The sequence below is a fragment of the Streptomyces sp. NPDC093598 genome (assembly GCF_044764825.1).
GTDB lineage: Bacteria > Actinomycetota > Actinomycetes > Streptomycetales > Streptomycetaceae > Streptomyces.
In genome coordinates, this window is sequence record NZ_JBIWIV010000011.1 from 205,368 (window position 1) to 231,366 (window position 25,999).

Sequence of the window (25,999 nt, forward strand, 5' to 3'; positions counted from 1 at the left end):
GCAACGATCCGCGTCACCCGCAACGACGGTTTTCTCTTCACGGCAAAGGATGTTCCCAATGAAGCTCCGCAAGGTCTCCGCCGCGGCCGCCACCGCTCTCGTCCTCGCCCTGACCGCCACCGCCTGCGGTGGCGACGACGGCGGTGACTCCAACGGCTCCGGCTCCGGCGGCGGCGACAAGATCAAGATCGGCATCAAGTACGACCAGCCCGGTCTGGGCCTGAAGGAGCCCGACGGTTCCTTCTCCGGCTTCGACGTGGACGTGGCGACGTACGTGGCCAAGGAACTGGGTTACGAGCCCGACCAGATCGAGTGGGTCGAGACCAAGAGCGCCGACCGTGAGAACGCGCTGGCCCGCGGTGACGTGAAGATGATCGCGGCCACATACTCGATCACGGATGAGCGCAAGCAGAAGGTCGACTTCGCCGGCCCGTACCTGCTGGCCCACCAGGACCTGCTGGTGAAGGCCGACTCCGACATCAAGGAGGGCACCGACCTCAACGGCAAGAAGCTGTGCTCGGTGACCGGCTCCACCTCGGCTCAGAACGTCAAGGACGAGATCGCGCCGAAGGCCCAGCTCCAGCAGCTCGGCGGTTACTCGGAGTGCATCGCGGGTCTGCAGAGCGACCAGCTCGACGCCCTGACCACGGATGACGCGATCCTCGCAGGCTTCGCGGCACAGGATCAGTACAAGGGGCAGTTCAAGCTCACCGGGCTCAAGCTGAGCAACGAGAACTACGGCATCGGTGTGAAGAAGGGCGACACCGCGACCGTGAACAAGATCAACGACGCGCTGGAGAAGATGGTCAGCGACGGCGCCTGGGACAAGGCCGTCAAGGACAACTTCGGTCCGGCCAACTACAAGAACGAGCCGGCCCCGAAGATCGGCCAGATCGTCCAGTAACGCGGGACTCCGCCGACGCAGGATCCCCGCGATCACAGCGGGGATCCGCAGGCGCGCCGCCGCCTCTCCCTGATCCGGCGGCGGCGCGGCACGTCCGCTGCCCAAGCCACACACCCGGAAGCGCGGGAGATCGTGTTCGACTTTCTATCTGACTATGACGACCCGACCCTGCTGGGTGCCTTCTGGGTCACGGTGCAGCTCACCGTCCTCTCGGCCATCGGATCGCTGATCTGGGGCACTCTGCTGGCGGCCATGCGGGTCAGCCCGGTTCCGCTGATGCGCGGGTTCGGCACCGCCTATGTGAACATCGTCCGGAACATCCCCCTCACGGTCATCATCGTCTTCACGTCGCTCGGCCTCGCCAACATCTTCGGCGTGACCATGGGCGCCCCCGACGACTTCGAGGCCAAGGCGTTCCGCCTGGCGGTCCTCGGTCTGGTCGCCTACACCGCCGCCTTCGTCTGCGAGGCGATCCGGTCCGGCATCAACACAGTGCCTGTCGGCCAGGCGGAGGCGGCCCGTGCCATCGGGCTGAGTTTCAGCCAGGTCCTGCGGCTCATCGTGTTGCCCCAGGCGTTCCGCTCGGTCATCGGGCCGTTGGCCAACGTGCTGATCGCACTGACCAAGAACACGACCGTGGCGGCTGCGATCGGCGTGGCGGAGGCAGCCCTCCTGATGAAGGAAATGATCGAGAACGAGGCTCAGACAGTGCTCATCGGCGCGATCTTCGCCTTCGGTTTCGTGGTATTGACCCTGCCCACGGGCCTGATCCTCGGCTGGCTGAGCAAGCGACTGGCGGTGAAGCGATGACGTCCGTCCTCTACGACGCCCCTGGCCCGCGGGCCAGGCGGCGCAACGTGCTCCTCTCTGTGGTCTTCTTCGTCCTGCTCGCCCTGCTGCTGTGGTGGGTCTGGCAGACGCTGGACGACAAGGGCCAGCTGAAGTGGTCCCTGTGGGAGCCGTTTACCACCTCCGAGGCCTGGACGACGTACCTGCTGCCGGGCCTGGCCGACACCCTGAAGGCCGCAGCCCTCTCCATGGTCATCGCCCTCCCGCTGGGCGCCGTCCTCGGCATCGCACGCATGTCCGACCACCGCTGGGTGCGCATCCCGGCCGGCGCGGTGGTCGAGTTCTTCCGGGCCATCCCGGTGCTCCTGCTGATGCTGTTCGCCAACGAGTTCTACGTCCGCTCCACGGGCATCCCCAGCGATGAGCGGCCCTTGTACGCGGTCGTCACCGGCCTGGTGCTCTATAACGCGTCGGTCCTCGCCGAGATCGTCCGCGCGGGCATCCTCTCCCTGCCCAAGGGGCAGTCGGAAGCCGCCATGGCGATCGGCCTGCGCAAGGGCCAGACGATGAGCAGCATCCTGCTGCCGCAGGCGGTCACCGCCATGCTTCCGGCCATCGTCAGCCAGTTGGTCGTCATCGTGAAGGACACCGCGCTGGGCGGCGTGATGCTCGGATTCACCGAGTTGCTCAACACGCGCAGCACCCTCGCAGCCAACTACGCGAACGTCATCCCCAGCTTCATCGTGGTGGCGGTCATCTTCATCGTGCTGAACTTCATCCTCACGTCTTTCGCCTCCTGGCTGGAGCGCAAGCTGCGTCGCAGCAAGCGCAGCACGGGTGCTGTTCTCGGTGCCGACAAGGTCGACGACGTGAACGCGGCCGAGGTGGGCGGCACCTACGGCACCGGTGCCGGCGGCTCGATCTGACGGCCCGCCAACCGCTGCTACTGTGGCCCGCCGGGGAATCCGGCGGGCCACAGTCATGCCGAGCCATGAGCCACCTGGCTTCGAGCAACCCTGACACCCCATCAAGTGACGAGCGTGTCGCCCGGCTACCCTTGGTGCGGCGGCGTGATCGCCACCGGCCGCCGGTCACTTGACGCAAGCACCGGCAATAGGTTGCATACGTTCTGTGATCGTGCACCCTGCTCCAACTTCCTGTTCACCGACGTCTCTCAGGACACCACCGCGGGCAGGGGGCGCCGCGCCGTGGACCCGGTGATCATCGTCGGAGCGGGGCCCGTCGGGCTCACGCTCGCCCTCGCACTGGCACGTCAGGAGGTACCCTGCGTCGTCCTCGACGAGGGCCCGGGCAAGGACGAACCTCGTGCGGCGCGCACCGTCGTCCTGCGCGAGGACACCGCCGCTCTGATGGAACGGCTGACCGGCGTGCCCCTCGCCGGAGCCGGTGCGCGCTGGGCCGGATGGCGGTCGATGCGGCGCAAGCAGGTGATGCGCGAGATCGTCTTCGACGGCACCGAACCCGCTCCCCTGCACATCGCCCAGCACGTCCTCACCGACGCCCTGCGCGCGGCCCTCTCGGATGAACGGCTCGTCAAGGTCGCGGTGGAGAGCCGCCTCGACGGCCTCGAACAGGAGTCCTCGGGCGTGACGGCCCACACCCGCGGCCCCAAGGGCACCTGGTGGCGCGGCAGTTACCTGGTCGGCTGCGACGGTCCCCGCTCGACGGTGCGCAAGCTCCAGGACATCCGCTTCCCGGGCCGTACGGCGGTGGAACGTCACGCCGTCGCCGCGCTGCGTACGGAACTGCCCTGGCACGACGAGGCGTTGCTGCACCGCCTGCCGCCCTGGCGCATGTCCGGATCCTCGGCCGGTGAGGTCACCGCGCGCCCGCTGCCGGACGGCGTCTGGCGCCTGGACTGGCTCCTGCCGCCCGGCAAGGACCTGGTCACACCCGAACTGCTGCTCACCCGCATCCGGGAGACCCTGGCCGGCTGGGCGGGCGGCACGACCCCGCCGTACGAGCTGCTGGACACCGGTGTCCACACCGTCCACCACCGACTGGCCCGGCGCTGGCGCGCAGACCGCGTCTTCCTCGCCGGGGACGCCGCCCATCTGCTCGGCGCGCTGGGTACGCACGGGCTGGACGAAGGCCTGCGGGACGCCGACAACCTCGCCTGGAAACTGGCCCTGGCCTGGCACCACGGTCCGCACGAGGCGCTCCTCGACAGCTACCAGACGGAACGGCGGGCGGTCGTCGCCGCCCGGCTCCGCGCCGCCGACCAGGCACTGCCGCTGTTGCGCGGCGGTGGAGGGCTGCGCTCCGTCGTCCCCGGCTCGTCCCGTGGCCACGACGCCCTCCTCACGGAGGGTCACCTGGGGCAGGGCCAACTCGGCGCGCCGGGGACCTACGCCGACTCGCCGCTCGCTCCCCCACACCTCGAAGGAGAGGTGCCGGTCGACACACCCCTCGGAGCACCGGTCACCGACGTACGGGTCACCGCGGAGGACGGCACCTTCGTACGGCTGCGGGACCGGCTCGGCCGCGGCGCGCTGCTCGTGGTGCTGATCGCGCCGGGCACGGGCGTCTGGGAGCGCAGGCACTGGGTGAGCGCCGGCATCATGCCGCAGCTCTCGGCGGCGGTCACGGCACTGCCGCACCCCGCCGAGCTGCTCGTCGCCGAGAGCTATCCGGGCGCGGCCGCGCACACGGTGCTTCTGGTGCGCCCCGACGGGCACCTCGTCGCCGCGCTGGGCGGAGTGCGCCCGGCCGACCTGTACGCGGCGGCGGAGGCCACGGTGGGCGGACCGGTGAAAGCGCAGGCAGAGGCCGGTGCCGCAGCCGGCTCACGCTGACGTCCGCCTCCGGGACGATGTGCTCACTGTCACGGTGCGTCCGCATGGTGACAGTGAGTTGACCCGCCCGGGCGGTCATGGTGTACTCCGGTGCGTGACCGACACCTGTGTGCGCCTGTGGCGGAGGGTCCATATGGACCTTCTCCGTTATGCGGGCTGCGTGTGTCGTCCGTCCTGCTGACTTCGCATGTCCCTTCCTTCTGTGCGCGCGCCGCGCTCTGTCTGCCGGCTGCCGCGCCTTGCTCGCGAACCCTCATCAGGACCTTCAGGACGGCACCCGTGTCTGTATCCCCTTCTGTGCCCCCCTCTGTCTCCACCGGTTCGGCTCCCACCCAGGCCGACCTCTACGACTTCGTCCGGCGCACGGCCGCCGACACGCAGCTGATCGACTCCCTGCCGCTCGACCCGGAGGGCCGTACCTGGGTGCGGCTGGAGGGGCCCGGCGGCAGTGAGGCCTGGATGATCGGCTGGCCGCCCGGCACGGGCACCGGCTGGCACGACCACGCCGACTCCATCGGCGCCTTCCTGACCGCGTCGGGCGAGCTCAAGGAGAACTCGCTCGCCGCGCGGCTGCCCACCGACGGCTGGAAGACCCTGGAACTCACCGAGGACGTGGACCGTGAACGCCGGCTGCGGGCCGGCCAGGGCCGCACGTTCGGCCGGCACCACGTCCACGAGGTGCTCAACGAGTCCACCGAACGGCACGCGATCTCCGTCCACGCCTACTACCCGCCCCTGCCGCGGATCCGCCGCTACAGCCGCAGCGGTCCGATCCTGCGACTCGAGCAGGTGGAGCGACCGGAGGACTGGCAGTGAGCACCGCACCCGAACCGGCGAGCCACGACCCTCAACCGCCCGTCGGCATCGACGAGTTGCTGGAGCGCGTCCGGGCGGGCTACCAGCGGATCGAACCGCAGGAGGCGTACGCGGCCGCCCGGACAGGCGACGCGCTGCTGGTCGACATCCGCTACGCCGCTCTGCGCGAACGGGACGGCCTCATCCCCGGCGCCCTGGTCGTCGAGCGCAACGAACTGGAATGGCGCCTCGACCCCCAGGGCAGCCACCGGCTCCCCGAGGCGACGAGTCACGCCCTGCGCATCGTCGTGATCTGCAACGAGGGCTACGCGTCCAGCCTGGCCGTGCAGTCCTTGCACCGACTGGGCCTGCACCGGGCCACGGACCTGGTCGGGGGGTTCCAGGCTTGGCGGCGGGCGGGGTTGCCGGTGGAGTGAGAGCGGGAGGGCTTCTATGGGATGTAGCGGCGGAAGCCCTCTGCCAGGGATCGGAAACCGCACGCTCTGTAGAAGGTGTGGACGTATTCATCGTCCGCCGCCAGCAGCTGGACTTTGTAGCAGCCCGCCGACTCACCCAGCCGAACAGCAGCCTCCATAAGCTGACGGCCGACACCGCGCCGCTGGAACGAGCCGGCGACCACAACGTTCTCCACGAACAGGATGGCCCTCCCCCCGCGCGTGAGGTTCGGCACGACGATGCAATCCGCCGTTCCGGCCAAGGTGCCGCCGGCATCGGCCACCAGGACGGTGCGTCCCTGCTGCCTGGATATGGCCGCCCAGATGGCATCTGCGGACGCCTGAGGCAATGGCGCATCGTCCGGGTTCAACTCGCTGTACAGAGCCAGCAACGCTGACACGTCCGCCTCAGCCGCTGACCGTACCTTGATCTTCATCCGCCGAGCCTAGGACGGCCACGGCCGCCTTCAGACCTCAGCCCGTCAGCCACACGCTCTCAGAATCCCTCGTCCCCCAGAAACTCCGTGTCCTCCCCTTCCTCCTCCAGCGCCTGCCGGACGACCCGCAGGGCCATGCCCTCGGGGTAGCCCTTGCGGGCGAGCATGCCCGCGAGGCGGCGGAGTCGTTTGTCGCGCTCGAGTCCGCGGGTGGAGCGGAGCTTGCGCGCGACGAGCTCACGCGCGGTCGCCTCCTCCTGCTCGGAGTCGAGCTGGGAGACGGCCTCGTCGATCAGCGTGGAGTCGACACCCTTGGTCCGCAGCTCCCGGGCGAGCGCACGCCGGGCCAGTCCTCTGCCGTGGTGGCGGGACTCCACCCAGGCGTCCGCGAAAGCGCTGTCGTTGATGAGGCCGACCTCTTCGAACCGCGACAGCACCTCCTCGGCGGCGTCGTCCGGGATCTGCCGCTTGTGCAGGGCGTCGGCGAGTTGCTTACGGGTTCGCGGGGTCCCGGTGAGCAGGCGCAGGCAGATCGCCCGAGCCCGCTCGACCGGGTCCCCTGGAGGTGCCTCCTGCTCGGCCCTCGACGAGGAGAGGGCACCTCCGTCCTGGGCATCAGCCGTCGCCTCACCGAAGCCACGCCGACGACGACCACGCCCGCCCCGCGGCCCACCGTCACGCGAGCCGCCTCTGGCTGAGCCGCCCCCGGGCGGCCGGGTGTCGTCCCCGTACTGCCGGTCGCCCTCGGGTGGCGTGTGCCCGTGGCCGTCCTCTCCGTCCATGGCTGAGTCCGTGTCGCCTCCGGTGTCCCTCCCCCGGGGGACACCGGAGGCGGCGTACTCGTACTCCGCCCAGTCGGTTCGCCGTGTCACGGGTCAGCTCTTGGCTGCGGCGGCCTTGGACTTGGCGGTCTTCGCCGGTGCGGGGGCGGAGACCGCAGGCGCCGCGTCGGCCGGTGCGGAGACCGCGGCGTCCGTGCCCGGTTCGGCGGCCGGCTCCTCGGGACGCACGCCGACGCCCAGCTTTTCCTTGATCTTCTTCTCGATCTCGTTGGCCAGGTCGGGGTTGTCCTTCAGGAAGTTGCGCGCGTTCTCCTTGCCCTGGCCGAGCTGGTCGCCCTCGTACGTGTACCAGGCGCCGGCCTTGCGGACGAAGCCGTGCTCCACGCCCATGTCGATCAGGCCGCCCTCGCGGCTGATGCCGTGGCCGTAGAGGATGTCGAACTCGGCCTGCTTGAAGGGCGGCGCGACCTTGTTCTTGACGACCTTGCAGCGGGTGCGGTTGCCGACCGCCTCCGTGCCGTCCTTCAGGGTCTCGATGCGGCGGATGTCGATGCGCACCGAGGCGTAGAACTTCAGCGCCCGGCCACCGGTCGTGGTCTCGGGGGAGCCGAACATCACGCCGATCTTCTCGCGGAGCTGGTTGATGAAGATCGCGGTGGTCTTGGACTGGTTGAGCGCGCTGGTGATCTTCCGCAGGGCCTGGCTCATCAGACGGGCCTGCAGACCGACGTGGCTGTCACCCATCTCGCCCTCGATCTCCGCGCGCGGGACGAGCGCGGCGACGGAGTCGATGACGATGAGGTCGAGGGCGCCGGAGCGGACCAGCATGTCCACGATCTCCAGGGCCTGCTCGCCGTTGTCCGGCTGGGAGAGGATGAGGTTGTCGATGTCGACGCCGAGCTTCTTCGCGTACTCGGGGTCGAGTGCGTGCTCCGCGTCGACGAAGGCGACCTGGCCGCCGGCCTTCTGCGCGTTCGCCACCGCGTGCAGGGTCAGGGTGGTCTTACCGGAGGATTCCGGTCCGTAGATCTCCACGACGCGGCCGCGGGGCAGGCCGCCCACGCCGAGAGCCACGTCCAGGGCGGTGGAGCCGGTCGAGATGACCTCGATGGGCTCGTTGGTCCGGTCGCCCATGCGCATGACCGCGCCCTTGCCGAATTGCCGTTCAATCTGTGCGAGCGCGGCATCCAGGGCCTTCTCGCGGTCGGTTCCTGCCATGGGTTCCACCCGATTTGCTTGAGTCGATCGCTTCACGTCAAAGACGCTAACGCCTGCCACTGACAATGCGCCCCGACGCACGTCCGGCCTGTGGATAACTCGGGCACTTCTCTACCCAAAGTACGTCGAAATGCCCTTCGTTGAGCCTCGCCGGTGCCCCCATGAGAATGTATGTTCGATTTTTGTGTCAAGCGCACCACGCTGCACCGCGCACCCTGTTCCGTGTCGGGTGGTCTTGCCGGAGTACCGTCCCCTCTGCACGGCAGGTGCGCGCACTCAAGGGGGAGAGACGGATGTGCCGGATCACCGCCGCGGGCAAGGAAGCCGCCGTCGCACGGTTCCTCCAGGAGTTCCCCCAGGCACCGCGGTACGGCCGGGATCACCCCGCGCTGCGCGGCTGCGACGACATCACCTGGGCAGACTTCGCCGGGTGCCCCGCCGGGGTCCCGGCCCTCCTGCGCGGCCTGCTCGATCCGGCCGCGGCTTGCGAGGCCGAGCGGGTGCTCTGCAACGTCCTGATGGACGGTGTCTTCACACTGGGCCCGGCCATGCCGGCGGCTCTGCCCTTCCTGCTCCGCCTCGCCGCCGATCCGGCGGTGCCGGTGCGGACCGGGCTGGTCGAGGTCCTGCTCGTCGTCGCGGAGCTCTCGCACCCGGTCGACGGAGGCAGTGAGCGGGCGATCCGGTTCCTGGGCAGCGACCGCGAGCACCCGGAGCGCGCACGATGCCGGGCCGTGTTCTCCGAGCATGCCGAACTGGTGCGCGGTCTGCTGGACGACCGGACGCTGCCGGACGGGCTCATCCCACCCGACGAGCGGGTGAGCCTCTTGCAGGCAGCGACGCCGTAGGAGCCGGGCGGCTCCGGTCTCAGGAGGAGCTCTTCCCGGAGCCCCCGTCTCCGGGCCGCTCCGTCCCGGGCTGCCGCGCCCACAACCCTCGCGCGCGCGTCAGGAGACCCGGCCCCTCTCCCCGTCGGCGGTGGCCGTGCACCCGGGGGTCGTCCGTGACGTCGTAACGCTTCACGTACGCCATCAGGAAGGCCTGGAGCGTGGCGATCGCGGGGATGGCGATCAGCGCGCCGACGGCGCCGAGGAGGGCGGTGCCGGCGATGACCGAGCCGAAGGCGACGGCGGGGTGGATGTCGACGGTCTTGGCGGTCAGCTTGGGCTGGAGCACGTAGTTCTCGAACTGCTGGTAGATGACGACGAAGACCAGCACCCACAGCGCGTACCAGGGATCCACCGTGAACGCGATCAGCATGGGCAGGGCGCCCGCGAGATAGGTGCCGATGGTGGGGATGAACTGCGACACCAGGCCCACCCACACGGCGAGCACGGGCGCGTAGGGCACGTCCAGTGCCTGGAGCAGGACGAAGTGGGACACTCCGGAGATCAGCGCCATCAGGCCACGGGAGTAGATGTAGCCGCCGGTCTTGTTGACGGCGATCTCCCACGCGCGCAGCACCTCGGCCTGGCGGGCGGGGGGCAGGACCGAGCAGATCGCGCGGCGCAGCCGCGGGCCGTCCGCGGCGAAGTAGAACGAGAACAGGGCGATCGTGAGCAGTTGGAAGAGGCCCCCGATGACCTGGGCGGACACGTCCAGGACGCCGGTGGCGCTGTTCTGGACGTAGTTGCGCAGCCAGTCGGAGCGCAGCAGGCCCTCCTGGATGTCGACGCGCTTCAGGTCGGTCTTGAAGTGGGTGTTGATCCAGTTGATGACGGAGTCGAGGTACGCGGGGAAGCCCTCGATCAGCTTGATGATCTGGTCCGCGAGGACGGAACCCAGCAGGGTGACGAACCCGGCCGACACGATCATCACGCCGATGAAGACGACGAACGCGGCTAGCCCTCGGCGCATGCCGCGCGAGGCCATCCAGCTCACCGCGGGCTCGATGGCGAGCGCCAGGAAGAACGCGATGAGGATGTTGATCAGCAGTCCGGTGAGCTGGTGGAAGGCCCAGCTGCCCAGCTGGAACACGGCGACGAGGGCGAGCGCGAGCACCATGGCGCGCGGCAGCCAGCGCGGCATGCGGCCGTTCGCCCCGGCCCCGTCGACCGGGGGCCGGACGGGCGGCGTCGTACCGGAAGCTGGGGGCTGCTGGGCTGCCTGCCCGGTGTCGTCAGTGGGTGCCACGGTCCAAGTCTCGCCCACGCCGCCGACAGCCGTCTGCCCGCCTGCGATCTTCGTGACCGTCCGGCGATCCCGGCAGGTGTCAGCGCCTCTCTGCGGGCACGTCCATCACCGTGCAGACCACCTGCCATACCTCCTTGGCGTCCCAGCCGGCCTCCAGCGCTCCGTGCACCGTGCGCCCGCCCAGTTCCGACATCACGTGGTCGCGCGCGAAGGTTTCGGCGTAGCCAGGACCGAAGTGCTCCGCCATTCGCTGCCAGAAGACCGTCAACCGCATGACTTCATTATCCCGCCCCTGGGGTGGGCCTGAGCCGGGACCGCCTGCCGGCGCCTCCGCGCGCCCTACGGTCTGACCCATGGCCGAAACAGGAGCTTCCGCTCTCCCCCCGACGCCCCCGCGGCACAGTCCCGTCACGCGCGCGGAGCGCTTCGTCTGGCTCACCGCGCGCGTGCTCGAGCAGCACCGCTTCGCACACGCCTTCCGGGGCGGCGCCGCCGACCCGGTGGAGACCGCCCTCGACGCCTACCGCAACGAGGACGGCGGGTACGGCCACGCGCTGGAGCCGGATCTGCGCGGCCCGGTCAGCCAGCCGCTGCACACCGCGCACGCCCTGCGCGTCCTGGACGCCGTCGGACGCTGCGCCGGCCAGCGCGTGGAACGCATCTGCCGCTACCTGACGTCGGTCTCCACGGCGGACGGCGCCCTCCCCGCGATCCACCCCAGCCAGCGCGGCTACCCCACGGCCCCCTTCGTGCCGGTGGTGGACGATCCGCCCAGCGACCTCCTGGCCACCGGGCCGGTGGTGGGGCTGCTGCACCGCAACGAGGTGTGGCACGCCTGGCTGTTCCGTGCCACGGACTTCTGCTGGCAGGCGGTCGAGTCCCTGGAGAAGTCACATCCGTACGAGATCGAGGCCGCCGTGGCCTTCCTGGACTCCGCCCCGGACCGCCCGCGGGCGGAGGCGGCCGCCGGCCGTCTCGGCCGCCTGGTCCGCGAACACCGCCTCGCGGCCCTGGACCCCGCCGACCTGGACACGTATCCGGTCTCCCCCGGTTACGCCCCGGGCGAGCACCACTTCCCGTACGACTACGCGCGGACCCCGCGGTCGCTCGCGCGCGCGTGGTTCACGGACGACGAGATGGCCCGCTCCCTGGACCACCTCGCGGCCCAGCAGCAGGAGGACGGCGGCTGGCCCGTCCGGTGGCGCCACTGGGCCCCGGCACCCGCCCTGGAGGCCCGCCCGGCGGTGACGATCGAGGCCCTGCGCGTGCTCAGGGCGTACGGCCGCACCATCGACTGATCATCCCGCGCCCATGGCCCGCACCCCCGCGGTCACGAGCACGGCCGCTGCGACGACGAGCAGGAACGGGGCGCGCAGCACCAGCGCCACGGCCGCGGCGGCGAGGCCGGCGGCCCGCGCGTCCAGTACCAGCGTCTGCCCGTCGGCGAAGGTCTGCTGGGCGGTGAGGGCCGCCAGCAGCGCGACGGGCAACAACGCGGCCAGACGTTTGACGACGGGCCGCTCCAGGGCCCCTGCGGGCACCAGGAGCCCGGCCAGTTTGACGGCGTAGCACCCGAGGACGGTCACCCCGATCGCGATCCAGATGTTCACCGCCCGTCCCCCTGCCTCTGGCGGCGGCCGTCCGCCCACAGCACGACCGGCGCCGCCAGCGCGGCCAGCAGCACCGGCACCCCGGCGGGCAGCAAGGGCAGCAGTCCGAGCCCCAGCAGCACGGCGAGCCCGGCGACGGCCCGCTCGGTTCCGCTCTTCAGCATCGGCGCGAGCAGGGCCAGGAACACCGCGGGCCCGGCGGCGTCCAGGCCCCACGCCTCGGTGTCCCCGATGGCCTCGGCGCCCATGGCGCCGAGCAGCGTGGTGAGGTTCCACAGGATGTAGAGGCTCAGCCCGGTCACGACGAATCCGAGCCGTGCGGCGCGCCGGGTGGGCTGGGCGAGCGCGACGGCGGCCGTCTCGTCGATCACCCACTGGGCGGCGAACGGCCGCACCGCGCGCGGGAGGGCGAGCAACTGGGACAGACGCAGGCCGTAGAAGGCGTTCCGTACGCCCAGGAAGAAGGCCCCGGCGGCGGCGGTGAACGGGCCGCCTCCGGCTGCGAGGGCCCCGACCAGGGCGAACTGGGACGCCCCGGTGAACACCAGGAGGCTGAGCGCGCACGTCTGGAGCAGCGTGAGTCCGCTGCCGGCCGAGGTCACGCCGAAGGCGAACCCGGACAGCCCCACGGCCACCCCGACCCCCAGGGCGTCGCGTACGACGGCCCCGTCCGCCTTCCCACCGATGCCCGCGTCTTCGAAAGCTGTCCGATCTGCCACGCCCCGCACGCTACGGGCAGCGGCTACCGCAGGTCTTGTACGTTCTTGCGCTCTCGCTGGTACGCCCCCGGAGGCACGCCCACGATCCGGCTGAAGTGCCGGTTGAGGTGCGGCTGGTCGGTGAACCCGACGGCGACGGCGACCTCGGAGGGCGTCGTCCCGGTGTCCAGCAGCCGCCGCGCGCGCCGTACCCGCGCGTCCGTGAGCCACGCGTGCGGCGGCATCCCGTAGACGTCCCGGAAGGCCCGCAGCAGGGCGAACGGGCTGGTACCGAGGCCGGCCGCAAGCTGTTCCAGCGTCGGCGGCCGTGCCATCCGCTCTTCCAGCACACCACGCGCGCGTGCCGCGATCCGGGCTCCCGCCGTCCGCACCTCCCGCCGCGGCACGGGCCCGCCGTTCAGGCGCAGCAACCTGGTCACGGCGACCCGCAGCAGCGTGTCCGCGGCCAGGGCGTTGCCCTCGTCGGCGGCCCGCAGCACCTGGTGCACCAGACCGGCGGCGTACGGATCGTCCACCACCGGGCTGGCGAATCCCGGCGTCCCCCGCAGCGCCGTCGTCTCGGCAGCGATCTCCGCCACCACGTCGACCGGCGGGTACACGGCCCCGTAGCGCCACCCTTCGGGCACCCCGGCCCGCCCGGTGTGCGGCGTATCGGGATTCACCAGTGCGAGAGCCCCGGCGCCCGCGTACTGATCGCCCCCGCCGTGGTGGAAGATTTCCACCCCGTCCGCGATGGCGGCGATCACGAAGTTCTCGTGCGTGTGCCGCACGAACGTCTTGCGCACATACCGCGCCCGCAGCAGATCGACCCCGGGCAGCTCGTCGTACTGCCAATGCCGCGCACGCTCGCTCATACGACCATTGTCCGCGGCGACGGACGACGCGACGCACCGCAGGCCGCCACACCGCGACGCACCGCAGGCCGCCACACCGCGGCGGAACGGCAGGCCACGAGGCAGCGAGGCCCCGATGTCAGTGCCGGGGTGCACGATGGACGCATGCCCAGCGATGCACGCCGAGCCCTGGACGGCTTCTCACCCGCGACCCGCGCCTGGTTCACGGGTGCCTTCTCCGCGCCCACCACGGCCCAGGCCGGTGCGTGGCAGGCCATCCACGAGGGCTCGGACGTGCTGGTCGTCGCCCCCACCGGCTCCGGCAAGACGCTGGCGGCGTTCCTGGCCGCTCTGGACCAGCTGGCCTCGGCGCCTCCCCCCGCCGACCCGAAGAAGCGCTGCCGCGTCCTGTACGTCTCCCCCCTGAAGGCCTTGGCGGTGGACGTCGAGCGCAACCTGCGCAGCCCGCTGACCGGCATCCGCCAGGAGTCCGTACGCCTCGGCCTGCCCGAGCCCGAGGTCAAGGTGGGCATCCGCTCGGGCGACACCCCCGCCGCCGAGCGCCGCGCCCTGTCCACCCGCCCGCCGGACATCCTGATCACGACCCCGGAATCGCTGTTCCTGATGCTCACATCGGCCACGCGCGACGCGCTGGCGGGCGTGGAAACGGTGATCCTCGACGAGGTGCACGCGGTCGCTGGCACCAAGCGCGGCGCCCATCTCGCGCTCTCCCTGGAGCGGCTGGACGACCTCCTCCCGAAGCCTGCCCGCCGCATCGGCCTCTCCGCGACGGTCCGGCCGGTGGACGAGGTGGCCCGGTTCCTCTCGCCGCGCCGCAAGGTGGAGATCGTCCAGCCGGAGTCGGGCAAGGAGTTCGACCTGTCCGTGGTCGTCCCGGTCGAGGACCTGGGCGAGCTGGGCGGCTCCCCGGTGGCGGACGGCCAGGAGGGCGCCGAGCGCCCGTCCATCTGGCCGCATGTGGAGGAGCGGATCGCCGATCTCGTCCAGTCCCACCGTTCCACGATCGTCTTCGCGAACTCCCGCCGCCTCGCGGAGCGCCTCTGCAACCGCCTGAACGAGATCGCGTACGAGCGGGCCACCGGTGAGACCCTCGGCGAGCACCACTCCCCCGCCGAGCTGATGGGCGGCTCGGGAGCGGCCCAGGGCGCGCCCCAGGTCATCGCCCGGGCCCATCACGGCTCGGTGTCCAAGGAGCAGCGTGCCCTGGTCGAGGAGGACCTCAAGGCGGGGCGTCTGCCCGCGGTCGTGGCCACGTCCAGCCTCGAACTGGGCATCGACATGGGGGCGGTGGACCTGGTCGTGCAGGTGGAGTCGCCCCCGTCCGTCGCTTCCGGCCTGCAGCGTGTCGGCCGGGCGGGGCACCAGGTGGGCGCGGTCTCCACCGGGGTGGTCTTCCCGAAGTACCGCGGCGACCTCGTGCAGGCGGCGGTGGTCACCGAGCGCATGCGCACCGGCTCCATCGAGTCCCTCAAGGTGCCCGCCAACCCCTTGGACGTCCTGGCCCAGCAGGTGGTCGCCATGACGGCCCTGGACACATGGCAGTTCGACGACCTCCTCGCCGCCGTCCGCCGGGCCGCCCCGTTCGCCTCACTGCCCGAGTCGGCCTTCACGGCGGTCCTCGACATGCTGGCGGGCCGCTACCCGTCCGACGCGTTCGCGGAGCTGCGCCCGCGCGTGGTGTGGGACCGGGTCACCGGTGAGATCACCGGCCGCCCGGGCGCACAGCGCCTCGCCGTCACCTCCGGGGGCACGATCCCCGACCGCGGCCTGTTCGGCGTCTTCCTCGCGGGCGCCGACCCCAAGAAGGGCGGCGGCCGGGTCGGCGAGCTCGACGAGGAGATGGTCTACGAATCCCGCGTCGGGGACGTCTTCACGCTGGGGACGAGCTCGTGGCGCATCGAGGACATCACCCGCGACCGCGTCCTGGTCTCCCCGGCTCCGGGCGTACCGGGCCGGCTGCCCTTCTGGAAGGGCGACCAGCTGGGCCGCCCGCTGGAACTGGGCCGGGCGGTGGGCGCGTTCCTGCGCGAGGTCGGCTCGCTGCCCAAGGACGACGCCCGTCTGCGCCTCGTCGCCGCCGGCCTGGACGCCTGGGCGGCGGACAACGTGCTGTCGTACCTGGACGAGCAGCGCGAGGCCTGCGGCCACATCCCGGACGACCGGACGATCGTCGTGGAGCGCTTCCGTGACGAGCTCGGCGACTGGCGGGTGGTCGTGCACTCCCCCTTCGGCGCCCAGGTGCACGCCCCCTGGGCGCTCGCGCTCGGCGCCAAGCTCTCCGAGCGGTACGGCATGGACGCGCAGGTCATGCATGCCGACGACGGGATCGTGCTGCGCCTGCCGGACGCCGACCTCATGGGCCTGGACCTGCTGGACCAGGAACCGGTGAAGACGGGCCGGGAGTACGACGCCGAGCAGGCTCCGGTGGGTGCCGCCGACGTCGTCTTCGACAAGGGCGAGGTCGACCAGGTCGTCACCGACCAGGTGGGCAGCTCGGCGCTGTTCGCCTCCCGATTCCGCGAGTGCGCCGCCCGCGCGCTGCTGCTGCCCCGCCGCAACCCGGGCAAGCGCACGCCGCTGTGGCAGCAGCGACAGCGCGCCTCCCAGCTGTTGCAGGTGGCGAGCGAGTTCGGCTCGTTCCCGATCGTCCTGGAGGCGGTCCGCGAGTGCCTCCAGGACGTCTTCGACGTGCCCGGGCTCGTCGAGCTGATGGGCGACCTGGAGTCCCGCAAGGTCCGCCTGGTGGAGGTCACCACTCCCGAGCCGTCCCCCTTCGCTCGCTCCCTCCTCTTCGGCTACGTCGCCCAGTTCCTGTACGAGGGCGACTCCCCGCTGGCCGAGCACCGCGCCGCCGCCCTGTCGCTGGACTCGCGGCTGCTGGCCGAGCTGCTGGGTCAGGCGGAGCTGCGTGAGCTGCTCGACGCCGAGGTGCTGGACGCGCTGGAGCAGGAGCTGCAGTGGCGCACCGAGGACCGGCGCGTCAAGGACGCCGAGGGCGTCGCTGACCTCCTCCGCCTCCTCGGCCCGGTCACGCACGCGGAACTGGCCGAGCGGGGCGCCGAACCGCAATGGGCCCAAGAGCTGGCGGGCACCCGCCGAGCCATCCGGGTCCGGATCGCAGGCAAGGACCACTGGGCGGCGATCGAGGACGCGGGCCGCCTGCGCGACGCGCTGGGCACCGCCCTCCCGGTCGGCGTCCCGGAAGCCTTCACGGAGCCCGTCAAGGACCCGCTCGGCGATCTCCTCGCCCGCTACGCCCGCACCCACGGCCCCTTCACCTCGGCCACGGCTGCCGCCCGCTTCGGCCTGGGCGTCGCCGTCACCGAGGGCGCCCTCCAGCGGCTCGCCGCGGCGGGCCGGGTCGTCCAGGGCGAGTTCCACCCGGCCGGCATCGGCCAGGAGTGGTGCGACGCGGCCGTGCTGCGCCGGCTGCGCCGCCGCTCCCTGGCCGCGCTGCGGCACGAACTGGAGCCGGTGCCCCCGGCCGCGCTCGCCCAGTTCCTCCCACAGTGGCAGCACATCGGCAAGGGGCACTCCCTGCGCGGCGTCGACGGCCTGGTCCGCGCCATCGAGCAGGTCCAGGGCGCGTCCGTTCCCGCCTCCGCCCTGGAGAAGCTGGTCCTGCCCTCCCGGGTCGTGAACTACACCCCGGCGATGCTGGACGAGCTGACCGCCGCCGGAGAGGTCGTCTGGGCCGGGGCGGGCTCCCTCCCCGGCAAGGACGGCTGGGTCTCCCTCTACCTGGCGGACGCGGCCCCCCTGCTCCTGCCGCCTCCGCATCCCCTGGAGCTGACCGCCCTGCACCAGTCCGTCCTGGACACCCTCTCCGGCGGCTACGGCCTGTTCTTCCGCCAGATCGCCGACCAGGTCCGCGCCACCACCCACCCCGAGGCCACCGATCCCCAACTGGCCGACACCCTGTGGGACCTGGCCTGGTCCGGCCGCCTGACGAACGACACGCTCACCCCCCTGCGCTCCCTGCTCGGCTCGGGCCGTACCGCCGGCTCCACGGCCCACCGCGCCAAGCGCGCCATCCCGCGCGGCCGCTACGGCTCCCTGACGGCAGCGGCCCGCACCGCCTCCCGCTCCGGCCCGCCGACGGTCGCCGGCCGCTGGTCCCTGCTCCCGGCCCACGAGCCGGACCCCACGGTGCGGGCCCACGCCCTCGCCCGCACCCTCCTCGACCGGCACGGCGTGGTCACCCGGGGCGCGGTCTCGGCGGAGGGCGTCGAGGGCGGCTTCTCGGCGACGTACCGTGTCCTGTCCGTCTTCGAGGAGAGCGGCCAGGCCCGCCGGGGCTACGTGGTGGAGGGTCTCGGCGCCGCACAGTTCGCGATGGACGGCGCGGTGGACCGTCTGCGTGCGGTGTCCAACGCCCGCGACCGCGGTGAGGACCTGCCCGGCCCGCCGCCCGGCTCCGAACCCGACCCGTTCCCCGCCCACGACTTCGCGGAATTCAACGACTCCGCCCCCTCCCACGACCACACCGACGACCCCGGCCCCGACGGCTTCGCCGATCTGGGCTCTCCCTACGACGTCCCCAAGCCGTCCCCGGGCGAGTGGGTCTCGCCCCGCGACTACGCCCCGCAGGCCGCTCCGCCCTGGCATAACGGCGGGCGCGCGGCGTACGACCAGGGGTTCCCGGGCCGTCGTGGCCGCCCCGACGGCGCCTCCCGGGCCGTCGTCCTAGCCGCCGCCGATCCGGCGAACGCGTACGGCGCCGCCCTGGCCTGGCCCGAACCCCCGACCGGCGCCGGGCACAAGCCCGGCCGCAAGGCGGGCTCCCTGGTGGTGCTCGTCGACGGGGAACTGACGCTCTACATGGAGCGCGGCGGCAAGACATTGCTGGCCTGGACCGCCGACCCGGACGGCGGTCCCGCCGACGACCCCCGCCTGCGCAGCGCCGCGGAGGCCCTCGCCTCCGCTGCCCGCGCGGGTTCGCTCGGCACGGTCACGGTGGAGCGCGTCAACGGCGCCCAGGCCCTGACCTCCCCCATCGGCACACTCCTGGAAGGAGCGGGCTTCATCGCGACGCCCCGAGGACTGCGCCTGCGCGCATGACCGCCGACCATGCAGGCGCTCCGGCCGAGCAGGCGGCCTTCGTGCCACCCTTGACCCATGCCCGAAGGTGACACGGTCTGGCAGACCGCGAGGCGGCTGCATGCCGCCCTCGCGGGCAAGGTGCTGACCCGCAGCGACCTCAGGGTGCCGCGCTTCGCCACGGCCGACCTCACGGGCCGCACGGTCTGGGACGTCACCCCGCGCGGCAAGCACCTCCTCACCCGCATCGAAGGCGGCCTGACCCTGCACTCGCATCTGCGGATGGACGGCTCCTGGAAGGTGTACGGGAACGGCCAGCGCTGGACCGGCGGCCCCGGCCACCAGATCCGCGCGATCCTCGGCAACACCGACCGCACGGCCGTCGGCTACCGCCTCCCCGTCCTGGAACTCCTGCGCACCAGCGACGAGCACCGCGCGGTCGGCCACCTCGGCCCCGACCTCCTCGGCCCGGACTGGGACCCCGGCCGGGCCCTCGCCAACGTTCTCCAGGATCCCGCCCGCGAACTCGGCGAGGCCCTGCTCGACCAGCGCAACCTGGCCGGCATCGGCAATGTGTACAAGAGCGAGCTCTGCTTCCTGCTCGGCGTCACGCCCTGGCTCCCCGCGGGCGACCTGCCAGCCGACCGCGCCGCCAAGTTGCCCGGGCTCGCCAAGAAGCTGCTGGAGGCCAACCGCGACCGCCCGATCCGCAGCACGACGGGCCGCCGCGGCCAGGACCTCTTCGTCTACGGCCGAGCGCCCCGCCCCTGCCTGCGCTGCCGCACCTCGATCCGCGTCGCCGACCAGGGCGACGGCTCCCGCGAACGCCCCACCTACTGGTGCCCCCACTGCCAGCCGGGCCCCGCCCCGGCCGCTTCCCCCACCCGGCGGCACAGCCGCACCAATTGACGACCCGTCAGAAACGCTCGTACGTTCCCTGTATGCCCGTCACGGCGTACGACCTCACCGGCCGCACCGCGTTCGTCACCGGCGCCGCGAGCGGCATCGGCCGCGCCTCGGCCCTTCTGCTCGCCGAGGCGGGCGCGACCGTGCACTGCGCGGACCGCGACACCGAGGGCCTGCACGAGACGGCGACCCTGATCAAGGACCGCGGCGGCACGGCCCGCACCCACACCCTCGACGTCACCGACCGGGCCCGGCTGAGGCAGGCCCTGACCTCCTGTGAACGCCTGGACGCCCTGGCCGCGATCGCGGGGATCATGCACCGCAGTCCCGTGCTGGAGACCCGGGACGAGGACCTCGACCGGGTGCTGAACGTCAACTTCAAGGGGGCGCTGTACGCCTGCCAGGAGGCGGCCCAGCTGATGATCGCCCACGGCACCCGGGGCAGCATCGTCACCATGGCTTCGGGCGCCGTCGACACGGGCGGCCCCGGGCTGCTCTGCTACGGCGCGGCCAAGGCCGCGGTGGTCCAGCTGACGAAGACCCTCGCGACGGAGGTCGGCCGGTACGGCATCCGCGTCAACGCGGTCGCCCCGGGCTGGATCCGTACGCCCATGACCGACCGCCACGACAGTGGGTGCCAGGCGCACACGGAGTCCGTCATGGCTCGCATGTCACCCCTGGGCCGGGTCGGCGAGCCGGAGGACATCGCCCACGCGGTCCTCCACCTGGCCTCCGACGCCTCGGCCTTCACGACGGGCCAGATCCTCCGCCCGAACGGGGGTGTGGCGATGCCGTGGTGACCCGGGCGCCGCCCGTCGACGACCTGGAAGAAAGGCCTCGACCTCTGGCCCTTCTGACCGCGCCCCCTCCTCACCCTCCAGAAGCCCGCCCGAAGGCCGCAGCCCCCGCACAAGACACCGCCCCCAGCCCTCACCGCCTCCGCCCCGCCACCCCCCGACTCCCCGCCTCCCAAGCCCTCCGCCACCGACCCGCCCCCACCACCCCACGCGCCCGCCGCTTGGGCACGCAATGCACGGGCAACACGCTCAACCCCCACCCCCCGGCGGCCACCGCCGCCTCCAGCGCCCCCGCCTCGGGCACGGCAACCAGCCGCAGTACGGCCCACCACCACAGCGCCCCCAGCCCGAACGCGGCTCCGCGGACCCCCCAGTGCCGGCTCCCCCGGCGCGCTATGCCCGCCATGGCCGCACCCTCCAGCCCGACGCTATGGAGCCGCCAGGGCCCGCGGACAGGGCGCACCGAGGGCACACGAGCGCACCGCGCACCCCACTCACGCCGCGCACGCGCACACCAGCCACGTCACGCGACTCTCCGCGCCGAGCGGTGGCGTACCCCAGCCCGGCCCGTCAGCCGCTCCCGCGCTCTCCGTCACCCGTTCTCGGCCTGGAACATCCAGTGATGCTTCTCCAGGTCCGCCGTGATCCCGATGAAAATGTCCTGGCTCACGGGATCCGGCTCACCGGTGGTCTCGACCCGCTCCCGCATCCGCGCGATCACCGCACCCAGCGCCTCGACGAGTGTGCCCACGGCGGTCGTGTCGTCGACCCACCCTTCGGGGGTCACCCCGATCCCGCTGCCGACGGCCACAGTCGCGGCACGTCCGTCGGGTGAGATCCCGAGGGCCGCGGCACGCTCGGCCACGGTGTCGGAGTACTTCCGCGCGGTGTCGACGACCTCGTCGAGCTGGAGATGCACGGAACGGAAGCGCGGCCCCACCACGTTCCAGTGGATCTGCTTCGCCACCAGGGCGAGGTCCACCAGGTCGACGAGGGCTCCTTGCAGCGCCTCGGACACGGTCTTCAGGTTCGCGTCCGACAACGGGCTCTTCACGACGTACATCCGCACCTCCGAGGACTGCCCCCGCCATCCCCTCAACGATGACCGCCGCACGCCTCACCGGCAAACGCACACACATCAGACACGGCATGGATGGGCAGCACACGGCGTCAGTCGGCCCCCGGCAAGCGAAAACCCCGGGCGGCACCCCTCCGGATCTGCCGGAGAGGCCCGGCCGGGGCCTCTGTCATGCCGTGTGAGCGCAGAGCCTCACGCGGCGACGACGTCCACCGCTTCGGCAGGCGCCTTGATGGTCACCCGTTCCGGTGGCACACCGGTCACCGAGACGGAACCCAGCATCGGGCGAACCGGCGTGGGAACAGGCTCGCTGGGGGTGGCCGCAGCAGACTGGGCCAGCTCGGCGAGGGCGAGCTCGTCGCTCACTTCCCGCATGAGCTCGGACATCCGTACGTCCAGCGCGTCGCAGATGGCGGAGAGCAGCTCGGAGGAAGCCTCCTTCTGCCCCCGCTCCACCTCGGAGAGATAGCCGAGTGAGACTCGGGCGGACGAGGAGACTTCGCGCAGAGTACGGCCCTGGCGCTGGCGCTGCCGACGCAGCACGTCACCCAGCAGGCGACGGAGCAGAATCATCGGTGGCTCCCTCCTCGGACCGCGTAGCCGCATCCATTACGCCCCACCGTACCGCCTTGCGCCGCGGCCGTGCGGGGAGCGATGTCGTGTTCACTCAGGGCTGCAAACATCAAAACCCCCCGTTCCGTTCCGTATCCTGTGCCCGCTCATTCCCAGTCTGTTCGCACGCAAGCTCCTTCAGGAGCAGTGCGAGTACGCTCCGTACACTCTCTCTACGAATTTCCTCGCGGTCGCCGTTCAACCGCAGAGCCTCCACTTTTCCGCCGCCGGCAGAACCGGAATCGGCTCCGGCCGGTCCGTCCACGGCGACGAAGACCGTGCCGACGACCTGCCCGTCCTGCGGATCGGGTCCCGCGACACCGGTGGTCGCGATGCCCCAGTCGGTGCCGAGCGCCTTGCGTACGCCGACCGCCATCTGGGCCGCGACCTGCGGATCCACCGCTCCGCGCGCCGCCAGCAGGGCGGCGTCGACACCGAGCAGTTCCTGCTTCAGTTCGGTGGCATAGGCGGTGACCGAGCCCCGGAAGACCTTGGAGGCCCCGGGAACCGATGTGAGGTCCGCCGCTACGAGGCCACCGGTCAGCGACTCCGCCACGGCGAGCGTCTCGCCCTTCACCGTGAGTAGTCGCACCACGTCGGTGGCCGTGGAACTCACGCTTCCTTCTCCTCCAACGCGGCCTTGCGCTCGGCGATTCCCTGCCTGCGCAGCACAATGGCCTGTTTCACATAGTCGAGCCCGGTCACCACGGTCAGCACGACCGCCGCGGCCATCACCCACCACCTCAGGGTGGCCAGCCACCCCGTCAGCGCCAGCACGTACATGCCCACGGCCACGCCCTGGGTGAGGGTCTTCAGCTTGCCTCCGCGGCTGGCGGGGATGACGCCGTACCGGATGACCAGGAAACGCAGCAGGGTGACGCCGAGTTCCCGGCCGAGGATGACGCCGGTCACCCACCACGGCAGGTCGCCGAGCGCGGACAGACAGATCAGCGCCGCCCCCATGATCGCCTTGTCGGCGATGGGGTCGGCGATCTTCCCGAAGTCCGTGACCAGGTTGTAGGTGCGCGCCAGGTGACCGTCGAACAGGTCGGTGATCATGGCGATGGCGAAGGCCGCCCAGGCGAGGGACCGCCACGCCGGGTCGTAGCCGCCGTCGGCGAGCATCAGCGCGACGAAGGCCGGTACGAGGACCAGCCGGAGCATGGTCAGGAGGTTGGCGACGTTCCAGACGCTGGCCTGGTTGACGGCCGCGGCAGCGATCTTCCCGCCTCGCGGGGTCTTCCCTTCGCCCGGAGCGTCGTCGCCGGTGTCGACGCCGGTGTCCTCACCACGAACCGTCTCACCGGCACCTGCGCCGGGCACCGCCCCGGCAGCCCCGGCAGCCCCGCCGTGATCCACGTCGGACGGCGAACCGGGCCCCGCACCGGGCGCCCCGCCATCGGCAGACCGCGCGGCCGCACGCCCGGCCACAGCCCCCGGAATGCCCGGGGCCGCTGCGGCCGCAGCCGCCGCGGAAGCCGGAGCGCCCGCTCCGGCCGCTGCCCTCCTCGCGCCGGAGGGGCCTCCCGCCGCGGATGCCGGGACACCGGTCATCTGCCCGCCTCCTCACTCCACGCAGGCGACGCGAGCGAGCCCTGCAGCGGCTCGGCCACCAGGTCGACACCCTCCGTACCGACCACCTTCGCCTCGACCATACGGCCGCTGCTCAGCCCCGCGCCGCTCGTGAGCAGCACCTGGCCGTCCGTCTCGGGCGCCTGGTGCTCCGCACGGCCGTACACGCCCTCGTCGTCGACGGACTCGACGAGCACGTGGACCGTCTGGCCGACGCGCTCCTCGGCGCGCTGCGAGACGAGTTCCTCGGCCAGGCGCGAGATGTGGGCCAGCCGCTCGGCGACGACGTCCTCGTCGAGCTTGTTCTCGTAGGTCGCCGCCTCGGTGCCCTCCTCGTCGGAGTAGCCGAAGACGCCGATGGCGTCCAGCCGCGCGCCGTTCAGGAACCGCTCCAGCTCGGCGAGGTCGGCCTCGCTCTCGCCGGGGAAGCCGACGATGAAGTTGGAGCGCACACCGGCCTCGGGCGCCTTGCTGCGGATGGTGTCGAGCAGCTCCAGGAACCGGTCGGTGTCGCCGAAACGGCGCATCGCGCGCAGCACACCGGGCGCGGAGTGCTGGAAGGACAGGTCGAAGTAGGGCGCAACCTTCGGGGTCGAGGTCAGCACGTCGATGAGGCCGGGCCGCATCTCGGCGGGCTGGAGGTAGCTGACGCGCACGCGCTCGATGCCGTCGACCTCGGCGAGCTCGGGCAGCAGCGACTCCAGCAGCCGGATGTCGCCCAGGTCCTTGCCGTAGGAGGTGTTGTTCTCGGAGACCAGCATGATCTCCTTCACGCCCTGCTCGGCCAGCCAGCGCGTCTCGTTCAGCACGTCGCTCGGGCGGCGGGAGATGAAGGAGCCGCGGAAGGACGGGATGGCGCAGAAGGAGCAGCGCCGGTCGCAGCCGGAGGCCAGCTTCACGGAGGCGACCGGGGAGCCGTCCAGGCGGCGGCGCAGGGGTGCGCGCGGTCCGGAAGCCGGGGCGAGGCCCTCGGGAAGATCCGCCGGCGCGACGGTGGGCTCGGCCGGGCCGTGTCCGGGCAGTGCGACCTCGGCCGCCGACTCCTGGCGCTCCGCCGGGCTGATCGGCAGCAGCTTGCGCCGGTCGCGCGGGGTGTGCGAGGCGTGGATGCCGCCGTTGAGGATGGTCTGGAGGCGGTCCGAGATGTCCGAGTAGTCGTCGAAGCCGAGCACGCCGTCGGCTTCGGGGAGGGCCTCGGCGAGTTCCTTGCCGTACCGCTCGGCCATGCAGCCCACCGCCACGACGGCCTGGGTTCTGCCGTGCCCCTTGAGGTCGTTGGCCTCCAGGAGGGCGTCGACGGAGTCCTTCTTGGCGGCCTCGACGAAGCCGCAGGTGTTCACGACGGCGACGTCGGCGTCCTCGGCGTCCTCCACGAGCTGCCAGCCGTCCGCCTCCAAACGGCCTGCGAGCTCCTCCGAGTCCACCTCGTTACGGGCGCAGCCAAGGGTGACGAGTGCGACGGTACGGCGTTCAGGCATGGGCTCAAGACTACTTCGTCCCGCTGACACCCCACGTCGACGGGGTTGGCCGTTTCCCGGCCAACCCCGTATCAACTGGACGTTTCGGACCGGTCACCCGGCCTCGGGGTCGCCCTTTGTGTAGGTCAGGCGTTCGACGGACCCCGGCTGGAAGTTCTCTTCGATCTTCTTGCCGTTGACGAAGAGGTCGATCGCTCCGGCGTCTCCGAGGACGAGGTGGACCTTCGAACTGTCCTGGAAGGTCTTGGAGTCGCCCTGCTTGAGGACACCGTCGAAGATCATCCGGCCGTTGTGGTCCTTGGCGGCGATCCAGCTGCGGCCGTCGGCGGCGGACACCTGGACCGTCACCTTGTCCTGCGGCGCGGCCGCGATGGCGCTGTCGGACGGCTCGGGCGCGGGGTCGGCGGGCTTCTTGGTCTTGGTGGTCGGGGAGGCGGAGTCGCCGGGCGTGGAGCCCTCGGCCACGTTCGCCTCGTTGCCGCCGTCGTCGCCGCCCTGGAACATCGTGAACCCGACGAAACCGATCACGGCGACGATCGCGGCCACCATGGCCGCGGTCCAGTTGGGGCCCCGCCGCTCGGGACGGATGCGTTCCGCCTCGAAGAGGGGAGCTGCCGGGGTCGGTGCCGGACGCCCGCCGTGCTCGTCGCCGTACTGGGCGAGCAGCGGCGCGGGATCGAGGTGGACGGCCTTGGCCAGGGTCCTGATGTGCCCACGGGCGTAGACGTCCCCACCGCAGGGGGTGAAGTCGTCCGCCTCGATCGCGTGCACGATGTTCATGCGGACCCGGGTGGCGCTACTGACGTCGTCGACGGTCAGTCCGGCGGCGATACGAGCCTGCTGCAGGACACGGCCGATGGAGGGGCGGGCTTCCTCGCGGTCTGCTTCGACGCGCTCGTCTTCGAACGGACGCTCGTCTTCAGGGGAGTTGCCGATGGACACGGGGGCGCCTTTCGAGCGTGTAGCCGCCTGTGCTGGAAGTTCAGTCTAGGGGGGGTACAAAA

At 71.6% G+C, this 25,999-nt stretch carries 27 protein-coding genes; 12 read left to right on the forward strand and 15 right to left on the reverse strand.

The features are described from left to right. Positions 1-58: 58 nt before the first annotated feature. From ACIRDU_RS27995 to ACIRDU_RS28025, 7 genes are all read left to right on the forward strand, one after another. On the forward strand, positions 59-904 hold the full coding sequence (locus ACIRDU_RS27995; protein ID WP_403584163.1) for a glutamate ABC transporter substrate-binding protein: 846 nt from the start codon (positions 59-61) through the stop codon (positions 902-904). A gap of 132 nt (positions 905-1,036) precedes the next feature. Next, on the forward strand, positions 1,037-1,714 hold the full coding sequence (locus ACIRDU_RS28000) for an amino acid ABC transporter permease (RefSeq protein ID WP_403584165.1): 678 nt from the start codon (positions 1,037-1,039) through the stop codon (positions 1,712-1,714). Further along, complete coding sequence (locus ACIRDU_RS28005; protein WP_403584167.1) at positions 1,711-2,619, forward strand: amino acid ABC transporter permease; 909 nt, start codon at positions 1,711-1,713, stop codon at positions 2,617-2,619. Before ACIRDU_RS28000 ends, ACIRDU_RS28005 begins: the two co-directional genes overlap by 4 nt. 282 nt (positions 2,620-2,901) lie before the next feature. Next, positions 2,902-4,509 (forward strand): FAD-dependent monooxygenase, encoded by a 1,608-nt coding sequence (locus ACIRDU_RS28010; protein ID WP_403584169.1) that lies wholly within the window; start codon positions 2,902-2,904, stop codon positions 4,507-4,509. Positions 4,510-4,618: 109 nt separating this feature from the next. Beyond that, positions 4,619-4,690: a putative leader peptide gene (locus ACIRDU_RS28015; protein WP_310851512.1), complete on the forward strand. Its 72-nt coding sequence runs from the start codon at positions 4,619-4,621 to the stop codon at positions 4,688-4,690. Between the two features lie 98 nt (positions 4,691-4,788). After that, positions 4,789-5,325: a cysteine dioxygenase gene (locus ACIRDU_RS28020; protein ID WP_403584171.1), complete on the forward strand. Its 537-nt coding sequence runs from the start codon at positions 4,789-4,791 to the stop codon at positions 5,323-5,325. Next, complete coding sequence (locus ACIRDU_RS28025; protein WP_403584174.1) at positions 5,322-5,741, forward strand: rhodanese-like domain-containing protein; 420 nt, start codon at positions 5,322-5,324, stop codon at positions 5,739-5,741. The genes ACIRDU_RS28020 and ACIRDU_RS28025 overlap by 4 nt, the downstream gene beginning before the upstream one ends. Before the next feature lie 14 nt (positions 5,742-5,755). On the opposite strand, the gene ACIRDU_RS28030 is transcribed toward ACIRDU_RS28025, so the two are convergent. Genes ACIRDU_RS28030 through recA form a run of 3 tightly spaced genes read right to left on the reverse strand, consistent with a single transcriptional unit; the run spans position 5,756 to position 8,196 of the window. Then, on the reverse strand, positions 5,756-6,196 hold the full coding sequence (locus ACIRDU_RS28030; protein WP_403584176.1) for a GNAT family N-acetyltransferase: 441 nt from the start codon (positions 6,194-6,196) through the stop codon (positions 5,756-5,758). A 59-nt stretch (positions 6,197-6,255) separates the two neighbouring features. After that, on the reverse strand, positions 6,256-7,068 hold the full coding sequence (gene recX, locus ACIRDU_RS28035) for a recombination regulator RecX (protein WP_403584179.1): 813 nt from the start codon (positions 7,066-7,068) through the stop codon (positions 6,256-6,258). Between the two features lie 3 nt (positions 7,069-7,071). After that, the gene (gene recA, locus ACIRDU_RS28040) at positions 7,072-8,196 is read right to left on the reverse strand and encodes a recombinase RecA (protein WP_403584181.1); all 1,125 of its coding nucleotides are present in this window, start codon (positions 8,194-8,196) and stop codon (positions 7,072-7,074) included. Positions 8,197-8,489: 293 nt separating this feature from the next. Between recA and ACIRDU_RS28045 the strand changes: the two genes are divergently transcribed. Continuing rightward, complete coding sequence (locus ACIRDU_RS28045; protein ID WP_403584183.1) at positions 8,490-9,044, forward strand: hypothetical protein; 555 nt, start codon at positions 8,490-8,492, stop codon at positions 9,042-9,044. A 19-nt stretch (positions 9,045-9,063) separates the two neighbouring features. Here ACIRDU_RS28045 and ACIRDU_RS28050 read toward each other — a convergent pair whose 3' ends face one another. Both ACIRDU_RS28050 and ACIRDU_RS28055 read right to left on the reverse strand, forming a co-directional pair. Beyond that, positions 9,064-10,329, reverse strand: coding sequence for an AI-2E family transporter (locus ACIRDU_RS28050; RefSeq protein ID WP_403584185.1), 1,266 nt, complete (start codon positions 10,327-10,329; stop codon positions 9,064-9,066). A gap of 79 nt (positions 10,330-10,408) precedes the next feature. Then, on the reverse strand, positions 10,409-10,603 hold the full coding sequence (locus ACIRDU_RS28055) for a DUF3046 domain-containing protein (protein WP_403584188.1): 195 nt from the start codon (positions 10,601-10,603) through the stop codon (positions 10,409-10,411). Between the two features lie 79 nt (positions 10,604-10,682). Here ACIRDU_RS28055 and ACIRDU_RS28060 point away from each other — a divergent pair, with 79 nt between their 5' ends. After that, positions 10,683-11,627 carry a hypothetical protein gene (locus ACIRDU_RS28060; protein ID WP_403584190.1) on the forward strand — a complete coding sequence of 315 codons (945 nt, stop codon included), beginning with the start codon at positions 10,683-10,685 and terminating at the stop codon, positions 11,625-11,627. Here ACIRDU_RS28060 and ACIRDU_RS28065 read toward each other — a convergent pair whose 3' ends face one another. Genes ACIRDU_RS28065 through ACIRDU_RS28075 form a run of 3 tightly spaced genes read right to left on the reverse strand, consistent with a single transcriptional unit; the run spans position 11,628 to position 13,512 of the window. After that, positions 11,628-11,939, reverse strand: a complete 312-nt coding sequence (locus ACIRDU_RS28065) for an AzlD domain-containing protein (RefSeq protein ID WP_403584193.1) — start codon at positions 11,937-11,939, stop codon at positions 11,628-11,630. After that, positions 11,936-12,658 carry an AzlC family ABC transporter permease gene (locus tag ACIRDU_RS28070; RefSeq protein WP_403584195.1) on the reverse strand — a complete coding sequence of 241 codons (723 nt, stop codon included), beginning with the start codon at positions 12,656-12,658 and terminating at the stop codon, positions 11,936-11,938. Before ACIRDU_RS28070 ends, ACIRDU_RS28065 begins: the two co-directional genes overlap by 4 nt. Before the next feature lie 23 nt (positions 12,659-12,681). Next, positions 12,682-13,512 (reverse strand): AraC family transcriptional regulator, encoded by an 831-nt coding sequence (locus tag ACIRDU_RS28075; RefSeq protein WP_403584198.1) that lies wholly within the window; start codon positions 13,510-13,512, stop codon positions 12,682-12,684. Positions 13,513-13,656: 144 nt separating this feature from the next. On the opposite strand from ACIRDU_RS28075, the gene ACIRDU_RS28080 reads away from it, so the two are divergent. From ACIRDU_RS28080 to ACIRDU_RS28090, 3 genes are read left to right on the forward strand one after another with little or no spacing between them, the layout of a single operon-like run. Then, positions 13,657-18,573 (forward strand): ATP-dependent helicase, encoded by a 4,917-nt coding sequence (locus ACIRDU_RS28080; RefSeq protein ID WP_403584201.1) that lies wholly within the window; start codon positions 13,657-13,659, stop codon positions 18,571-18,573. A 57-nt stretch (positions 18,574-18,630) separates the two neighbouring features. Next, positions 18,631-19,461: an Fpg/Nei family DNA glycosylase gene (locus ACIRDU_RS28085; protein ID WP_403584203.1), complete on the forward strand. Its 831-nt coding sequence runs from the start codon at positions 18,631-18,633 to the stop codon at positions 19,459-19,461. Positions 19,462-19,493: 32 nt separating this feature from the next. Then, a complete protein-coding gene (locus ACIRDU_RS28090) occupies positions 19,494-20,258 on the forward strand; it encodes an SDR family NAD(P)-dependent oxidoreductase (RefSeq protein WP_403584206.1) in 765 nt (254 codons plus the stop codon). Between the two features lie 130 nt (positions 20,259-20,388). Here the strand turns inward: ACIRDU_RS28090 and ACIRDU_RS28095 are convergent, their stop codons facing one another. The 7 genes from ACIRDU_RS28095 to ACIRDU_RS28125 form a co-directional block, all read right to left on the reverse strand. Further along, positions 20,389-20,661 (reverse strand): hypothetical protein, encoded by a 273-nt coding sequence (locus ACIRDU_RS28095; RefSeq protein ID WP_403584208.1) that lies wholly within the window; start codon positions 20,659-20,661, stop codon positions 20,389-20,391. A gap of 186 nt (positions 20,662-20,847) precedes the next feature. After that, positions 20,848-21,318 (reverse strand): Dps family protein, encoded by a 471-nt coding sequence (locus ACIRDU_RS28100; RefSeq protein ID WP_403584210.1) that lies wholly within the window; start codon positions 21,316-21,318, stop codon positions 20,848-20,850. A gap of 207 nt (positions 21,319-21,525) precedes the next feature. Continuing rightward, the gene (locus ACIRDU_RS28105) at positions 21,526-21,906 is read right to left on the reverse strand and encodes a helix-turn-helix domain-containing protein (protein ID WP_003993396.1); all 381 of its coding nucleotides are present in this window, start codon (positions 21,904-21,906) and stop codon (positions 21,526-21,528) included. 109 nt (positions 21,907-22,015) lie between these two features. Then, on the reverse strand, positions 22,016-22,561 hold the full coding sequence (locus ACIRDU_RS28110) for a CinA family protein (protein WP_403584213.1): 546 nt from the start codon (positions 22,559-22,561) through the stop codon (positions 22,016-22,018). After that, positions 22,558-23,499 carry a CDP-diacylglycerol--glycerol-3-phosphate 3-phosphatidyltransferase gene (pgsA, locus tag ACIRDU_RS28115; protein WP_403584215.1) on the reverse strand — a complete coding sequence of 314 codons (942 nt, stop codon included), beginning with the start codon at positions 23,497-23,499 and terminating at the stop codon, positions 22,558-22,560. The genes ACIRDU_RS28110 and pgsA overlap by 4 nt, the downstream gene beginning before the upstream one ends. Beyond that, the gene (gene rimO / locus ACIRDU_RS28120; RefSeq protein WP_403584218.1) at positions 23,496-24,995 is read right to left on the reverse strand and encodes a 30S ribosomal protein S12 methylthiotransferase RimO; all 1,500 of its coding nucleotides are present in this window, start codon (positions 24,993-24,995) and stop codon (positions 23,496-23,498) included. The genes pgsA and rimO overlap by 4 nt, the downstream gene beginning before the upstream one ends. A 93-nt stretch (positions 24,996-25,088) precedes the next feature. Further along, on the reverse strand, positions 25,089-25,937 hold the full coding sequence (locus ACIRDU_RS28125) for a helix-turn-helix domain-containing protein (protein WP_403584220.1): 849 nt from the start codon (positions 25,935-25,937) through the stop codon (positions 25,089-25,091). Positions 25,938-25,999: the final 62 nt, after the last annotated feature.

Bases quoted from the DNA above. Each gene is read 5' to 3' on its own strand.
- ACIRDU_RS27995 (WP_403584163.1), top strand. From the start codon at position 59: ATGAAGCTCCGCAAGGTCTCCGCCGCGGCCGCCACCGCTCTCGTCCTC.
- ACIRDU_RS28005 (WP_403584167.1), top strand. From the start codon at position 1,711: ATGACGTCCGTCCTCTACGACGCCCCTGGCCCGCGGGCCAGGCGGCGC.
- ACIRDU_RS28030 (WP_403584176.1), bottom strand. From the start codon at position 6,196: ATGAAGATCAAGGTACGGTCAGCGGCTGAGGCGGACGTGTCAGCGTTG.
- recA (WP_403584181.1), bottom strand. From the start codon at position 8,196: ATGGCAGGAACCGACCGCGAGAAGGCCCTGGATGCCGCGCTCGCACAG.
- ACIRDU_RS28045 (WP_403584183.1), top strand. From the start codon at position 8,490: ATGTGCCGGATCACCGCCGCGGGCAAGGAAGCCGCCGTCGCACGGTTC.
- ACIRDU_RS28055 (WP_403584188.1), bottom strand. From the start codon at position 10,603: ATGCGGTTGACGGTCTTCTGGCAGCGAATGGCGGAGCACTTCGGTCCT.
- ACIRDU_RS28060 (WP_403584190.1), top strand. From the start codon at position 10,683: ATGGCCGAAACAGGAGCTTCCGCTCTCCCCCCGACGCCCCCGCGGCAC.
- ACIRDU_RS28075 (WP_403584198.1), bottom strand. From the start codon at position 13,512: ATGAGCGAGCGTGCGCGGCATTGGCAGTACGACGAGCTGCCCGGGGTC.
- ACIRDU_RS28080 (WP_403584201.1), top strand. From the start codon at position 13,657: ATGCCCAGCGATGCACGCCGAGCCCTGGACGGCTTCTCACCCGCGACC.
- ACIRDU_RS28085 (WP_403584203.1), top strand. From the start codon at position 18,631: ATGCCCGAAGGTGACACGGTCTGGCAGACCGCGAGGCGGCTGCATGCC.
- ACIRDU_RS28090 (WP_403584206.1), top strand. From the start codon at position 19,494: ATGCCCGTCACGGCGTACGACCTCACCGGCCGCACCGCGTTCGTCACC.
- ACIRDU_RS28095 (WP_403584208.1), bottom strand. From the start codon at position 20,661: ATGGCGGGCATAGCGCGCCGGGGGAGCCGGCACTGGGGGGTCCGCGGA.
- ACIRDU_RS28100 (WP_403584210.1), bottom strand. From the start codon at position 21,318: ATGTACGTCGTGAAGAGCCCGTTGTCGGACGCGAACCTGAAGACCGTG.
- ACIRDU_RS28105 (WP_003993396.1), bottom strand. From the start codon at position 21,906: ATGATTCTGCTCCGTCGCCTGCTGGGTGACGTGCTGCGTCGGCAGCGC.
- pgsA (WP_403584215.1), bottom strand. From the start codon at position 23,499: ATGACCGGTGTCCCGGCATCCGCGGCGGGAGGCCCCTCCGGCGCGAGG.
- rimO (WP_403584218.1), bottom strand. From the start codon at position 24,995: ATGCCTGAACGCCGTACCGTCGCACTCGTCACCCTTGGCTGCGCCCGT.